Genomic DNA, 15,776 nt, shown 5'->3' with positions numbered 1-15,776 from the left:
CTATCAGATCCAGCGCGCGATCCTGCAAATTGGTGAGGGTCTTCCGAAGGCTTTCTACGCGAAACTTCCCGGTCTTGCTGAAGACGGCCTCAGGCGACCGCGCGCCCATCAAGTCGCGCGGTCTCTGCTTCTGGCGTCTCACCTGCAGGTCTCACTGTCCTCGGCTGTCGAATTCGTCGTTCGATATCAGAATAGGATGCCGCTCAGCATCGCTGAAACCTGGGCGATTCCTACGATGCTGCGTATCGTTTGTCTTGAAATGATCGTTACGGGTTTCACCCAGCTTTTTCCTCAAGTCGCTCCCCCTTTTGCACTAACGGACTCTCCCGACGTCGCGACCGGGGGATTCGACAACACGGAGTGCGTGGCACGCGGCATAGCCAATCTTGCCGTGATCGCGACCATCCAATGGAACGACTTTTTCGACAGAACCAGCCAGGTCGAGGCGATCCTGAAGCGTGATCCTGCAGGAATTTATCCGCGCATGGATTTCGCTACTCGCGACCAATATCGTCACGCGGTAGAACGGCTCGCAGCGCGATCCGGCCTCCTGGAACGAGAGGTTGCCCAGCGCGCTCTGCGACAGTGTCAAAGTAGTGAAGAGGCCCCCTCGGGGCATGTCGGTTATTGGCTCATCGATGCCGGCCTGCCTGCTTTCACGGATGCACTCGATCCCCGCCCATGGACACCCGGTTCGATTCTGCGACGCATATTGCGTCATAAGGGTATGCTTTACGCGACCGCGCTGGTGTTTGCCGGTATCGCGGCCTCTGCAGTTCCTGCAGCATATATGTCCTCGACCGGACCGTCTCCCTTATCCTGGCTGCTGTGTATCGCGCTGACGCTGCTGCCGGCTTCCATCCTCAGCATCACCTTTGTGAATTGGATGGTCACGCAAATCGTTCCTCCATGCGTGCTTCCCAAGCTGGAATTCAAGAAAGGAATTCCCGGAGATTGTGCGACGGCCATCGCAATCCCCGTTCTCGTCGCTCGGACCTCCGACATCGCTCCCCTTCTTGAGCGACTTGAGGCGCATCGCCTAGCCAACCCTGATGAAGCGCTGGAGTTCGTTCTCCTGACCGACTTCGCCGATGCCGCAACCGCCAGGGTTCTGGGCGACGATGAGATCGAGCAGATGCTGGTACGAGGCATCGAAGAATTGAATGCCCGCTACAAGGACGCAAGGGGCAATGGACCTTTTCATCTGCTCCACCGACCGCGCCTCTTCAACGAGGCGCAGGGCTGTTGGATGGGCTGGGAGCGTAAGCGCGGTAAGCTGGAGCAGTTCAACGCCTATATCCTGCGCGGCGACGCCACTGCATTCCATTTGACCACCGGCAAGGTGGAAAGGCTGCGGCGATGCCGCTTCGTACTGACGGCAGACGCAGATACCAGACTTCCGGGTGGTGTGGTGCGCCGTCTGGTCGGCACTCTCGCCCATCCACTCAATCGGGCTCATTTTGCCCCCGACACCGGCATTGTGGAACGAGGCTACACTATCCTTCAACCTCGCGTTGAACTAGGGCCGGAGGGCCCCGAGCAATCCCTGTTCGCTCGCCTCTACGGCGGCGATACTATGATCGACATCTACTCTCGCGCGGTTTCCGACGTGTACCAGGACCTTCTGGGCACCGGCGTGTTTGTGGGCAAAGGCCTCTACGATGTGGCGGCATTCGAACGGAGTCTGGAGGGCCGTGTCCCAGAGAATGCTTTGCTTAGCCATGACCTGTTCGAGGGGCTTCATGGGCGCGCGGCGCTCGTTAGCGACGTCATTGTCTACGAGCGCTTTCCGACCGGGTATCTCGACTTTTCCGCGCGCTGGCACCGCTGGGTGCGGGGTGATTGGCAAATCCTGCCCTGGCTGTTTCCTTTTGTCCCAGGGCGTGACGGCCGATGGCTGCGCAATCGGCTTGGGTGGTTCGACAGGCTCAAGATCTTCGACAATCTAAGGCGCAGTCTGGTACCCGCCAGCATCGTTGCCTTGCTCCTAGGCGGTTGGTTCCTGTTTCACGGTCGACCCTGGGTCTGGACATTGCTCGCGATCGTCGCGCCCGGGGCTTATCTTTTTACCGATCTCGTAACGGGCTTCGCTCAGGGCCGCCGTCGCGGCGTCATGCAGCGCGTCCTGCGGCGCCTCACGGATCATCTCGGACGCTGGATTTTAGCCATCGCCTTCCTCGTCAGCGACGCATACATCGCGCTGCACGCCATAGCCGTCACGATCTGGCGGCTGCAATCGGGGCGGCGGCGGCTCGAATGGACCTCGGCCGCTCATATGGCCACGCGAAACGCGGCGCGCCATCCGCGATTGGCGGCGTGGCGCGACATGTGGAGCTCGCCCCTTCTTGCGGTGCTTATAGCTGGCGCATTACTCGCTTATGCGCCGGGATCGATGCCTGTCGCGGCGCCGCTATTGCTGCTCTGGTTCTTCGCACCCGAGATCGCGGTTTGGATCAGCCGCCCGCGTAGACCACCGATCGAGGCGCTTACCGAAGCAGACAGGAGATTTCTCAGACTCGTCGCTCGGCGCACCTGGCTTTTTTTTGAAACCTTCGTCCGGCCCGAGGACAATTGGCTGCCTCCCGACAACTACCAGGAGCCGCCCGACGAGGACACCGCTCACCGAACGTCGCCTACCAACATCGGCATGTTGATGGTGTCGATCCTGACAGCGTGGCGGCTTGGGCATATCGGTCTCAACGAGCTGGCTACCCGTCTTGGCGACACGTTCGATACGCTTGACCGGCTCGAACGCTACCGCGGCCACATTCTCAACTGGTATGATACCAGGACGCTCGCTCCCCTTGAGCCACGTTACATTTCCACGGTCGACAGCGGCAATCTTGCCGTCAGCCTGATTACCGTTGCCCAGGCTCTTCGAGATGCTGGGAGGGCACCGCCGGTAGGCCGCGAGCTCTGGCAAGGCCTAGAAGATATCATCGGGCTGCTCTCCCAGGCGATCCGGTCTATCGGGACCGAAGCGGGCTCAACGGCCGGTGTGATCCTGGCTACCGTCGGCGAGACGGTGAAGCGGGTTTCGGACGATGAGCGCGAATGGCTCAGGGGGATCGACGATCTCATTTCGGCCGACTTGCCGAGACTGCGCGAGCAGGTGGGCGTGATGGCCGCGAGCGTTGCCGAAGCCGACGTCGGCATCTTGCGCGAAGTGCAAGTCTGGCTCGAGCGGCTCGAGCATCACGTGTCCGGGATACGTCGCGATTTGCAGGTTTTCTGCCCGTGGTGGGAAGTTATAACCGACCATCCCACAGACTGCGCGGAAACCGCAGCCAAGGTCGCCGATTTCATGGCTGGCGGCTCGGCGACGCCATCCGATTCGCGCACCGCGCACGTCATCAGCCTGCTCAGCGCGACCAAGGAAGGCGGATTATCCGACGCGGCCCGTCAATGGGTCGACAAGATGCTGGCTGCCATCGCGGAAGGGCAGGCCGTCTCGCGCGAGCTTCATGGTCGCTTCGACAGCCTTGCCCGCCGGGCCAACGTCAGTGCGCACGCGATGGACTTTTCACTTCTGCTTGATGAAGGTAGCCGGCTCTTTCACATCGGCTACAACGTCAGCGCCGACCGCATAGACGCGCATCACTACGATCTCCTCGCCAGCGAAGCACGGCTCGCCAGCTTCTTCGCCATTGCGAAGGGCGATATCGATCCTTCCCACTGGTTCCACCTCGGTCGCCCCATCACGAAACAGGAGGCCGGGCTTGCGCTGCTGTCCTGGAATGGCTCGATGTTCGAATATCTGATGCCAAACATCTTTTTGCACAGCGATCCCGGCACGCTGCTTGGTATGAGCGACCGAACAGCCGTCAGCATCCAGGCCGCCTTCGGCAAATCGCACAAAATCCCTTGGGGAATCTCCGAATCATCGTTCGCCTCGATGGGGTCTGATCGCATCTATCGCTATCACGCCTTCGGCGTCCCTGCCCTCGGACTTCAACGTGGCCTCGGCCACGACCTCGTCGTGAGCCCCTACGCAACGGCGCTTGCGCTTATGATCCGGCCAGCACTTGCGACAATCAACCTCAAGCTGCTGGCCGAGCTGGGGTTAATTGGACGGTTCGGCTTCTTCGAAGCCGCCGATTTCACGCCGGCCCGCCTGCCGGCGGGCGAGCGGTTCGCTATCGTCCGCTCGTACATGGCGCACCACCATGGCATGAGTCTCGCCGCGCTGGGAAATGCACTGTGCGACAACATGCTAGTGCGCTGGTTCCATGCGGACCCTTACGTCGGCACCGTCGATCTCCTGCTCAACGAACGCATACCGTGGGAGCTTCCGCCAGAAATTGCACGAGTAGAGGTTCGCGACCCGCCCGCTCACGCCGAAGGGAACATCCCGGCACTGCACAGTTGGTCGCCAGACCGACCGTCGGGGCAGCATGCTTGGCACATCCTCGGCAACGGCCGGCTTTCGAGCCGAATCCGCACGGACGGTGCCGGGGGTCTAAGCTGGAATCAGCATGCGCTTACCCGCATCGAACCTGCAGATGACCAAGCAGGCTTCTGGCTCTATCTGCATGATCTCGATCAAGGCGATATCTGGTCGGCAACAGGGGGGCCATTCCCCGCCATCGGCGAGCCGCCGGAGGTCATGTTCCATGCCCATCAGGTCGAATTCCGTCAGCGTTCGCGCGGTCTGTCGATCTCGACGCTAGTCAACGTTGCCCATGGCGACGATCTCGAAATCAGACGCATCGCGCTCGTCAATGAGGAGGATCGTGCCCGGACAATCGAACTGACGGGCTACGTCCAGGTGGTGCTCGCCCCACCCCAGGATGCCGCTCGGCATCCTGCTTTCAGCAAGCTGTTCGTGGGCGCTGAAGCCTTGCCCGGAGGCGATGGACTCGTGTTCATGCGCCGACCGCGCAATCCCGACGAGCGGCCTCCGGTTTTGCTGATTCGCATAATCGGAGATGACGAAGGAGTCGCCTTGCTCGGACTTGAGGCTGATCGAAGAGCCTTCATCGGTCGCCATGGCAACGTCACGCATCCTACCGCGATGACAGAGGAGCCTCTGATTGGCGCATTGGGCTGGTCGCTCGATCCGATCTGCGCGATCAGGGCAAAGGTCATGCTGCCGCCGCACGGGCGCCGCGAACTCGCTTTCGTCACGATCGCGGCGGGATCGCGTCAGTCGGCGCTAGACCTGGCCGACCGCTATGCAACGTTGTCCGCGCTGGATTGGGTGGTTAGCGATTCCATCGCGGCAAAAGCGCGCGAGATGCACGACCTGGGCCTACAGCCACAGTTCGTACCTCAGGTACAGGCCCTCCTTTCCCATCTTTTTACTGCCCGCACAAACCCTGCACCCGGAGGTGAACGGCTCTTCCGGCAGGTCGATCTCTGGTCGCTTGGTATTTCAGGCGATCATCCCATCGTGATGCTGCGCGCCGGCACCGCGGAACAGACCGGTATGCTCCGCTTCGTTCTCGCTGCGCATTGGCTCGGCCACCAGCGCGGCATCCTCTTCGATCTCGCGATCGTCCACGAGGGCACCTCAGGTTACGTCGAACCGGTCCGCGAGCGCCTTCTGGAAGTCCTGAGAGACGCCGGCGCGCAGGAACGTCTTGGCACCCATGGCGGCATCCACCTAGTGGGCGTCAGCTCCTCCGATCACGAGCGCGTGGCGCTCCTCGAGCAGGCCGCCAAGCTGATCCTTGAAGACGACGGCGTCACGCTTGCCGACCAGCTCGCCCGGGTAGATCAACCTCCGCACCCCGGCCCGCCGTTTGCCCCAGTCGGCACCAACGTGCCGCCAGCCACCTCCGCACCCGTGCCGCGGTCCGTAGATCTCCTCTTCGACAACGGCTGGGGCGGCTTTGCGCCTGATACTGGCGACTATGTGATCAACCTAGAGCCCGACGCTCCCACCCCGGCTCCGTGGTCCAATGTCCTGGCCAACGACGCGTTCGGCACGATCGTTACTGAGGCCGGGCTTGGCTTCGCCTGGGCGATCAACAGCGGCGAGAACAGACTCACGCCCTGGTTCAATGATCCCGTCGAGGATCCCCAAGGTGAACGGCTCTATCTGCGCGACGAGGAGAACGGGCGGCTCTGGACCCCGACACCCTTGCCATCGGGCGGCGGCTCCGCGTGCCGCATTCATCATAGTCCCGATCGGACCATATGGCACCGCCACAGCGAAGGCCTGGAGCAGGAGCTGTCGACCTTCGTGCCAATCGACGATCCGGTAAAACTGGTGCGTCTGCGCCTACGCAATCAAACGCCACGCTCGCGCCGGATCACGGCGACCTACTATGCGGAATGGCTCCTGGGCGCGGTGAGGGGCGAGCAAGCCCCTTTTCGCACATCGCGCTATGACCCGGCCTCCCATGCAATTCTCGCACGCAATTCCTGGACGGACGAGTTCGGCGATCGCGTCGCCTTTCTTGCCACGACCCAGGCCGTTCATAGCTTCACTACCTCACGCCGCGATTTTCACGGTGTTGTTGCCGACCCGGCCCGACCGCTCGGCCTGCTCAACTGGGATCTGGGCAACCGCCAGGATTCTGCCGGCGACGATTGCTGCGGCGCCCTCCAGGTGCATCTCGATATCCCCCCTGAAGGAACCGTCGAAGTTTGTTTCATCCTCGGCCAGGGTGATAACCTCGAGCACGCAATCCAACTTATCCGGCATTGGCAATCGCCGTCCATCATCGAGACTGCTGCCCGGGTTCGCGTAGCGGACTGGGCCGATCGGTTGGAAAAGGTTCAGGTCAAGACACCCGATCCTGCCTTCGACCTGATGGTCAACCGGTGGCTGCCTCACCAATCGCTAAGTGCCCGCGTGCGCGCTCGCGCCGGTTTCTATCAGGCCAGTGGCGCGTTCGGATTTCGCGATCAGCTCCAGGACGTCCTTGCCCAGATCCAGGTCGATCCGAACGCAACGCGGCAACATATCCTCGCCGCCGCTGCGCACCAATTCGAAGAGGGCGACGTACTCCATTGGTGGCACCCGCCTTCGGACCGCGGGGTCCGAACCCGCTGCTCCGACGATCTCGTCTGGCTTCCTTATGCCGTCGCGCACTATGTCGAGGCGACCGGCGACAAATCCATTCTGGACGAAGAAATTCCATTTCTGAGAGCGCCGCCGCTCGCGGCCGGCGAGGCCGATCGTTACGCCCGATTTGAAGTTACCGACTATAAGCAATCGCTGTTCGTTCACTGCGACCGCGCGCTTGCCCATGCCTATCGCCTCGGAGCTCACGGCCTTCCCCTGATCGGCAGCGGGGATTGGAATGACGGCATGGATCGGGTCGGCGAGCGGGGACGCGGCGAGAGCATATGGCTGGCCTGGTTCCTCATCGCAACTATCCGGAACTTCACACTGCACTGCGTCGATGAGCGGCAAACCGAGTTTCGTGATCGCTGGGAAGCGCGTGTCGAAGCGCTCGCCGCAGCGGTCGAGCAGTCTGGCTGGGATGGCGAATGGTATCTGCGCGCCTTTGATGACGACGGCAGGCCTTGGGGCACATCCCAGGAGCAGGAATGTCGCATCGATTCCATCGCTCAATCCTGGTCCGTTCTCTCAAATGCTGCAGATCCGGAGCGAGCCAGAACGGCGCTCGCGTCGGCCAGGCGCTACCTAGTACGCAACGATGATACCCTCATACGCCTGCTCGATCCCCCCTTCGACCACACGCCGCGCGAACCGGGCTATATCAAGGCCTATCCGCCTGGCGTCCGGGAGAATGGCGGGCAATATACCCATGCGGCAACGTGGCTCGCGATCGCGTTCGCACGGATACGCGACGGCGACGTGGCCAAATCACTGTTCGACCGAATTAGCCCGATAACGCACAGTTCGACACGCGAAGGCGCAGAGCATTATCGAACCGAGCCATATGCTGTCGCGGGCGACATCGCCGGTGTGGCACCCCATCTCGGCCGCGGCGGCTGGACTTGGTATACAGGCGCCGCAGGTTGGACATGGCGGCTGGCCGTTGAAGAAATTCTGGGCGTTCGCTTAATCGGCGGCAAAATACAGATACGTCCAGCAATGCCGAAAAACTGGCACAAAGCGGAATTGACGCTCCGGCGCGCCGACGGAGCCATCCAGATAACGATCGAAACGGACCCGTCTCTTGAAGGTGACGGAGAGGAAATTACCATTGACGGCAAGCTCCTGCGAGAACCCGGGGTTTGCTTTCCCCACGACGGCGCGACGCGGATTGTGCTCGTGCGGGTTCCGCTAAAGGCCTGACGTTGATTCGACAACGGCAATACGAAAGGATTCTCATGTCGACCATCCCCGCTTCTACCCTGCATGGGGACGGCAGCCCGGAACGGCTGGCGATCGACACGATCCGCACCTTGTCGATGGATGCGGTCCACGCCGCGAAATCGGGTCATATCGGCACGCCGATGGCCCTGGCACCGGTCGGCTATACGCTCTGGTCGCAATTCCTGCGCACCGATCCCGACGCGCCGGATTGGCCCAACCGCGACCGCTTCGTCCTGTCGGTCGGCCATGCGTCGATGCTGCTTTACTCCCTGCTGCATCTCGCCGCAGTCAAGGAGATCGACAAGGACGGCAGGCTGACCGGCAAACCGGCGGTGAGCCTGCAGGACATCAAGGATTTCCGCCAGATCGGCTCGAAGACGCCGGGTCACCCCGAATATCGCCACACCACGGGCGTCGAGACGACTACTGGACCGCTCGGCCAGGGCTGCGGCAATTCGGTCGGCATGGCGATTGCCGAGCGCTGGCTCGCGGCGCGCTACAATCGCGACGGTTTCCCGATCTTCGACCATGACGTCTACTGCCTCGCCGGCGACGGCTGCATGATGGAAGGCGTCGCGAGCGAGGCGGCGAGCCTGGCCGGCCACCTGAAGCTCTCCAACCTCTGCTGGATCTACGATTCGAACCATGTGACGATCGAGGGCGGCACTGAACTCGCCTTCGACGAGGATGTCGGCCAGCGCTTCGACGCTTATGGTTGGCACGTCATCCATGTGGACGACGCCAACGATACCAAGGCGGTCGCCGCGGCGATCGAAAGCTTCAAGGCGACCACCGACAGGCCGACGATGATCGTGGTCCATTCGATTATCGGCTATGGCAGCTCGATCGCCGGAACCGCCAAGGCGCATGGCGAGGCGATGACCGGCGATGACATACGCGGCACCAAGAAAGCCTATGGCTGGCCCGAGGATTCGTCCTTCCTCGTTCCCGACGGCGTGCCCGAGCATTTCGGAGGCGCCATTGCCGGGCGCGGCAAGCCGCTGCGTGCCGAATGGCTGGCGATGCGCGAACGCTATGCGCAGGCCGAACCCGCCCTGGCCAAGGAGCTCGAGGCGATCTTTGCCGACCGGCTTCCCGACGGCTGGGATGCCGCCATCCCGACCTTCCCCGCCGACGAAAAAGGCATCGCGACCCGCGATGCCGGCGGCAAGGTGCTCAACGCGATCGCGCCCAACCTGCCCTGGCTGGTCGGCGGCTCGGCCGATCTTGCCCCCTCGACAAAGACCCTGATCGAAGGCGCGGGATCGTTCCAGGCGAGCAGCTATGCCGGCCGCAATCTCCACTTCGGCGTGCGCGAACATGCGATGGGTTCGGTGGTCAACGGCTTGGCCCTGTCGCACCTGCGTCCCTATTCGGCGACCTTTTTCATCTTCCTCGATTATATGCGCCCGCCGGTCCGCCTGGCGGCGCTGATGGAGCTGGGCGTCACCTTCATCTTCACCCACGATTCGATCGGCGTCGGCGAGGACGGGCCGACCCACCAGCCGATCGAGCAGCTGACCATGCTGCGCGCCACACCCGGCCTCGACATGATCCGACCATGCGACGCCAACGAGGTCGCCTGGGCTTGGCGTGCGGCGCTGAGCAAAAACAACCGCCCGACCGCCCTGGTCTTCTCGCGCCAGGCGATCCCGACGCTCGACCGCGGCAAATATGCCGGCGCCGAAGGGCTGCTGAAGGGCGCCTATGTCCTCGCCGGCGACGACAAGCCCGAAATCATCCTGATCGGCACCGGCAGCGAAGTCGGCCTGGTGGTGTCGGCATATGAGAGACTGACCGAAGCCGGCGTCAAGGCACGCGTCGTATCGATGCCGAGCTGGTATCTCTTCGAACTGCAGGATCAGGCCTATAGGGACCGCGTCCTGACCCCCGGCGTCGAGGCGCGTCTCGCAGTCGAAATGGGCGGCGAGATCGGCTGGGACCGCTATATCGGCGCGAAGGGAAAAACCATCACCATGTCGACCTTCGGCGCCTCGGCCCCTGCCGCGAAACTGCAGGATAAATTCGGTTTCACCGTCGACAATCTCGTCAAGGTCGCTCGCGAACTGATCGGAAAGGCCTGCCCCATGACGAGTCTGTTGAAGCAGCTCCAGGAATCGGGGCAGGCACCCTGGCTCGATTTCGTCGATCGCTCCTTCCTCAAGGAAGGCGGCCTCCGGAAGCTTGTCGAGGAGGACGGCCTGACCGGCGTCACCTCGAACCCGTCGATCTTCGAGAAGGCGATGGGCCAGGGCACCGCCTATGACGATCAGTACAAGGCGTTCGTCACCGCCAATCCGGGCGCATCGGTGGTCGAAACCTACGAAGCGCTGGCGATCAAGGACATCCAGGATGCCTGCGACACGCTGCGTCCGGTGTTCGACCGGCTGGACGGCAAGGACGGCTATGTCAGCCTCGAGGTCTCGCCCTATCTCGCCAACGATACCGACAAGACGATCGCCGAGGCGCGGCGGCTCTCGAAGATGGTCGATCGCCCGAACCTGATGATCAAGGTGCCGGGCACCAGGGCCGGCGTCCCGGCGATCCGCCAGCTGATCGAGGACGGGATCAGCATCAACGTCACCTTGTTGTTTGCGCGTGAGGCCTACATCGCCGTGGCGATGGCCTTCGTCGAAGGGCTCGAGGCGCGGCTCACCAAGGGCGAGACGATCGATCGCATCGCCAGCGTCGCCAGCTTCTTCGTCAGCCGCATCGACAGCGCGATCGACAAGAAGATCGACGAGCGTGTCGCCGCCGGCGACAAGGATGCCGACGCGCTCAAGGCGGTGCGCGGCAAGGTCGCTATCGCCAACGCCAAGCTCGCTTACCAATGGTATCTCGACTTCGTGAAGTCGGACCGGTGGAAGAAGCTGGCCGCCGAAGGCGCGATGCCGCAGCGGCTGCTTTGGGCATCGACGGGCACGAAGGATCCGTCCTTTCCCGACACGCTCTATATCGACGCGCTGATCGGCCCCGATACGGTCAACACCATTCCGCCCAAGACGATGGACGCGTTCCGGGATCACGGCACGCTCAAGCAGACGCTGACCGCGGACGTGCCGGGGGCTGAACATGTCCTGGCCGAGACCGACCGGCTCGGGCTCGATCTGTCCGGCGTCACCGCCAAGCTGGTCGAAGATGGCGTCAAACTGTTCGCCGACGCGGCCGACACGCTGCTCGGCGCGATCGAGGCGAAGAAAGCCAAAGCGGAGGCCTAAGCGCATGAACCATTTCCACGCCGACCTGCCCGAGCCGCTGCGCCACGCGGTCGATGCCAGGCTCAAGACGGCGGCGGCGGAGAAATGGGGTACGCGGCTGTGGGCCGCCGACGCGTCACTCTGGACCAACGGCGACGAAGCCAAATGGGTCGGCTGGCTCGCTGCCGGTGAAGGCAAGCAGGTCGATTTCGCCCAGCTGAAGGCGATCGCCGACAAGGCGCGCGGGCATAAGGATGTCGTCCTGCTCGGCATGGGCGGATCGAGCCTTGGCCCCGAAGTGCTGAGCGAGATCATCGGCCCGGCGCCCGGTTTTCCGACCGTCCACGCGCTCGATTCGACCGATCCGGGCCAGATCGGCAGCGTCGCCGCAAAGATCGATCCGAAGGAAGCCCTGTTCCTCGTCGCCTCCAAGTCCGGATCGACGATGGAGCCCGAACTGCTGCGGGCTTATTTCTGGGAATTGTCCGGCAAGGATGGCGACCGCTTCGTCGCGGTGACCGATCCGGGATCGAAGCTCGAAAAGCTGGCCAAGGATCATGGCTATCACGCCATCTTCCTCGGCGATCCGGCGATTGGCGGGCGCTATTCGGTCCTGTCCGTGTTCGGCATGGTGCCGGCAGCGATGATGGGGATCGACGTCGAAGCCTTTTTCGCCGCGACCCAGCCTCTGGTCGAGGCGTGCAAGGGCGACACCGCCAATCCCGGCCTGATCCTCGGCGCGATCATGGGCGAGGCGGCGATATCGGGCCGCGACAAACTCACCATCCTGACCAGCCCCGGCCTCGAGCCGATCGGCGCCTGGCTGGAACAGCTCATCGCCGAATCCACCGGCAAGCACGGCAAGGGAATCGTTCCCGTCGATCTGGAGCCGTCCGCGCCGGCCGAGGATTATGGTACGGACCGCCTGTTCGCCTTGCTGACGCTCGATGGCGACGATGCGTCCGACGTCATCGAGCAGGCCCATTTCCTGGTCGCCGCGGGCCAGCCGGTGATACGCATCACGCTGCCGTCAAAGGAGCATATCGGCCAGGAATTCTTCCGCTGGGAAGTGGCGACGGCGTTTGCCGGCGCGGTGATCGGGATCGATCCGTTCGACCAGCCCGATGTTGAGGATGCCAAGATCGCGACGCGCGAGCTGATCGACAAATATGAGGAATCGGGTGCGCTCGCCCCCGAATCCCCGTTCTTCCAGGATGCGGTGATGGCCTTTTCCGCACCGGGCGATCACACTTTCGCTGCGACCAACCCGGTCGAGATATTGCGCGATCATTTCGCCAGCGCCGAGCCCGGCGACTATGTCGGCTTCCTCGTCTATCTCGAGCGTAACGCCGAACATGAAGCCGCCGTGGCACGGATGCGCGAAAAGGTGGTCGAGGCGAAAGGCGTCGCGACCGTCGCCGGCTTCGGCCCCCGTTTCCTCCATTCGACCGGCCAGGCCTACAAAGGCGGTCCGAAGAGCGGCGTGTTCGTCGAGATCACGCGGACGCCGAACCCGGACGTACCGGTGCCCGGACGCAAGGCAAGCTTCGGCACGGTCCAGCTCGCGCAGGCGCGTGGCGATCTCGACGTGCTCGCCGCGCGCGGGCAGCGCACCTTGCGCATTCATCTCAACACAGGGGATCTCAATACCCTCGAAACATTGGTGGCGCGTTCGCTACAGAATTGAAGGGGATCAGCATAAATGCGTATCGCGATGATCGGACTGGGGCGCATGGGCGGCAATATCGTCCGTCGCCTGTTGCGCGGCGGACATGAAGCGGTCGTCTTCGATCGCAACCAGCATCTGATCGACGATCTGGTCAAGGAAGGCGCGGTCGGCGCGACCGGGCTCGACGATCTGCGCGGCAAGCTCGCCGAGCGCGCCATCTTCTGGGTGATGCTCCCGGCGGGTCCTCCGACCGAGGATACGATCACCGCCCTGCTCGAAAAGTCCCTGCCCGGCGACATCATCATCGACGGCGGCAACAGCTTCTACAAGGACGATATCCGCCGCGCGAAGCTCTGCGTGGCGAAGCAAGTCGCCTATGTCGACATCGGCACGTCGGGCGGCGTCTGGGGACTCGAACGCGGCTATTGCATGATGATCGGCGGCGAGACGGAGGTGGTCGACTACCTCGATCCGATCTTCAAGACGATGGCACCGGGCCGAGGGACGATCCCCCCCACGCCCAATCGGATGGAGCAGGAAGGCGAGGATGCGCGCGCCGAGCTCGGCTACATCCATGCCGGCCCGCCTGGCGCCGGCCACTTCGTCAAGATGGTCCACAACGGCATCGAATATGGTTTGATGCAGGCCTATGCCGAGGGCTTCGACATCCTGAAGTCGAAGAAATCCGACAAGCTTCCTGAGGATGAGCGCTTCGATCTCAACCTCACCGACATTGCCGAGGTGTGGCGCCGCGGATCGGTCATCTCCTCCTGGCTGCTCGACCTGACCGCGTCGGCGCTCGCCAAGGATCAGATGCTCGCCCAGTTTACCGGCACCGTGGCGGATTCGGGCGAAGGCCATTGGGCGATTGAGGCGGCGATGGAGGAAGCGGTGCCCGCCTACGTCCTCTCGGCCGCCTTGTTCGCGCGCTATCGCAGCCGCGTCGAACATACGTTCGGCGACCAGGTGCTGTCGGCGATGCGCTTCGGCTTCGGCGGCCATACCGAAATGCCGCAGTAGGCTCCCATGAAGAAGGCCCCACCCGCCACTCTGGTCATTTTCGGCGCGACCGGGGACCTGACCCGCCGCCTGCTGGTCCCCGCCGTCACCAATCTGTGCACCGACGGATTGCTGGGAAAGGACTTCACCATCCTCGGCATCGGCCGCAGCGATGGCGATGACGAGATGTTGCGCGCCAGCCTCGATAAGTTCGCGACCGAGGGCGATTGCTGGCGTGATCTGCGCAAGCGCATCGCCTACCTCCAGGGCGATTTCACCGCAGACCGGGTGTTCGACGATGTCGCCAAGGCGTTGGGCGACCGAAGCGCGGTCTTCTACCTCGCCACGCCAGCGCAATTCTTCGGCGCCATCGTCGAAAAGCTTGCCGCCAAAGGCCTGATGGCGGAAGCGGGCAGTCGGTTCCGCCGCGTCGCGATCGAAAAGCCGTTCGGCCACGACCTCGCCTCGGCCAAGGCGCTTGACGCCCGAATCCTCGCCTTGCTCCCGGAAAGCCAGATCTACCGGCTCGACCACTTCCTGGGAAAGGAAACTGTCCAGAACATCCTGGTCGCGCGCTTCGCCAACCAATGGTTCGAAGCGGTGTGGAACAATCGCTATATCGATCATGTCCAGATCACCGCCGCCGAGACGGTCGAGGTCGGATCGCGCGGATCTTTCTACGATGCAACCGGCGCGCTCCGCGACATGGTCCCCAACCATCTGTTCCAGCTGCTGGCGATGATCGCGATGGAGCCGCCCAACAGCTTCGATGCCGACGCGATCCGCGACGAAAAGGCCAAGGTGTTGCGCGCGATCCGCAAGCCCACCGCAGTCTGCGCAGTGCGCGGCCAATATGGCAAGGGCCGTGTCGGTAGCCGCAACGTGCCGGCCTATCGTAAGGTCCCGGATGTCGCTACCGACAGCAGGACCGAGACCTATGTCGCACTGAAGCTGGAAGTCGACACCTGGCGCTGGGCCGGCGTGCCCTTCTACCTGCGCACCGGCAAGGCGCTGGCAGCGCGCGATACGGAGATCGTCGTCACGTTCAAGGCAGTGCCCTACGCTTTATTCCGCGATTGTCCGATCGACCGCCTGCCAGCCAATCGCCTGATCTTCCAGCTGCAGCCGGACGAAAGCATCGTCTTAGACATGCTGGTCAAGAAACCGGGTCCAGTGATCAAGACCGCAGGGACAACGCTCGATTTCACTTATGCCGACCACTTCAAGCTGTCGGGCCGGACGGGCTACGAAACCTTGCTCTATGACATGATGACCGGCGACCAGACATTGTTCCAGCGCGCTGAGCAGATCGAGGCGGGCTGGGCCGCGGTCCAGCCGATCCTCGATGACTGGGTCAAGGACAAGGGCAGGCTTGAATCCTATGCACCAGGCAGCGCCGGCCCGGCCGGCGCAGATGCCCTACTCGAACGCGATGGCCGCTTCTGGCACAGGATCGGCCAATGATGCTGGGCCTCGTCATCTCCGACATCGACGGACTTTGGTTCGCAAGGACAAGAGCCTGGCGTCGGCGACGATTGCCCGGTCGCGGACCTACTATCTGGACGTCACCAACCCCTATGCCAACAAGCGAGCTGGCGTCGATGCCCTGGCGCGGGCGCTCGGCCACATGCCCAATGACCTGCCCTTTGCTCGTGCGCACCGGCCTATCGAT

General features: G+C 63.0%; 5 protein-coding genes and 1 pseudogene. All 6 read left to right on the top strand.

Annotated features, from left to right (window positions below):
* The first annotated feature begins 196 nt into the window (after window positions 1–196).
* The 6 genes and pseudogenes from DI606_RS17060 (at window position 197) to zwf (ending at window position 15,568) form a co-directional block, all read left to right on the top strand.
* On the top strand, window positions 197–8,218 hold the full coding sequence (locus tag DI606_RS17060; protein WP_293985121.1) for a glucoamylase family protein: 8,022 nt from the start codon (window positions 197–199) through the stop codon (window positions 8,216–8,218).
* A 35-nt stretch (window positions 8,219–8,253) separates the two neighbouring features.
* Window positions 8,254–10,311: pseudogene (gene tkt, locus DI606_RS17055) on the top strand (transketolase); the annotation flags it as partial.
* Window positions 10,312–10,326: 15 nt separating this feature from the next.
* Window positions 10,327–11,457, top strand: a complete 1,131-nt coding sequence (tal, locus tag DI606_RS17050; protein WP_176342091.1) for a transaldolase — start codon at window positions 10,327–10,329, stop codon at window positions 11,455–11,457.
* A gap of 4 nt (window positions 11,458–11,461) precedes the next feature.
* A complete protein-coding gene (locus DI606_RS17045; RefSeq protein WP_021243096.1) occupies window positions 11,462–13,123 on the top strand; it encodes a hypothetical protein in 1,662 nt (553 codons plus the stop codon).
* A 15-nt stretch (window positions 13,124–13,138) separates the two neighbouring features.
* Window positions 13,139–14,125 carry a phosphogluconate dehydrogenase (NAD(+)-dependent, decarboxylating) gene (gene gnd, locus DI606_RS17040; protein WP_021243095.1) on the top strand — a complete coding sequence of 329 codons (987 nt, stop codon included), beginning with the start codon at window positions 13,139–13,141 and terminating at the stop codon, window positions 14,123–14,125.
* Window positions 14,126–14,131: 6 nt separating this feature from the next.
* Window positions 14,132–15,568, top strand: a complete 1,437-nt coding sequence (zwf, locus tag DI606_RS17035) for a glucose-6-phosphate dehydrogenase (protein ID WP_021243094.1) — start codon at window positions 14,132–14,134, stop codon at window positions 15,566–15,568.
* Window positions 15,569–15,776 lie beyond the last annotated feature (208 nt).

Origin of the sequence: Sphingobium sp., from assembly GCF_003248505.1 — a bacterium.
Classification (GTDB): domain Bacteria; phylum Pseudomonadota; class Alphaproteobacteria; order Sphingomonadales; family Sphingomonadaceae; genus Sphingobium.
The sequence above is the reverse complement of the archived record's forward strand: the minus strand, read 5'-3'. Positions and strand labels throughout refer to the sequence as shown.

What these genes read in the sequence shown, in the direction of transcription:
- DI606_RS17060 (WP_293985121.1), top strand. Translation starts at nt 197, where the DNA reads ATGCCGCTCAGCATCGCTGAAACCTGGGCGATTCCTACGATGCTGCGT.
- tal (WP_176342091.1), top strand. Translation starts at nt 10,327, where the DNA reads ATGACGAGTCTGTTGAAGCAGCTCCAGGAATCGGGGCAGGCACCCTGG.
- DI606_RS17045 (WP_021243096.1), top strand. Translation starts at nt 11,462, where the DNA reads ATGAACCATTTCCACGCCGACCTGCCCGAGCCGCTGCGCCACGCGGTC.
- gnd (WP_021243095.1), top strand. Translation starts at nt 13,139, where the DNA reads ATGCGTATCGCGATGATCGGACTGGGGCGCATGGGCGGCAATATCGTC.
- zwf (WP_021243094.1), top strand. Translation starts at nt 14,132, where the DNA reads ATGAAGAAGGCCCCACCCGCCACTCTGGTCATTTTCGGCGCGACCGGG.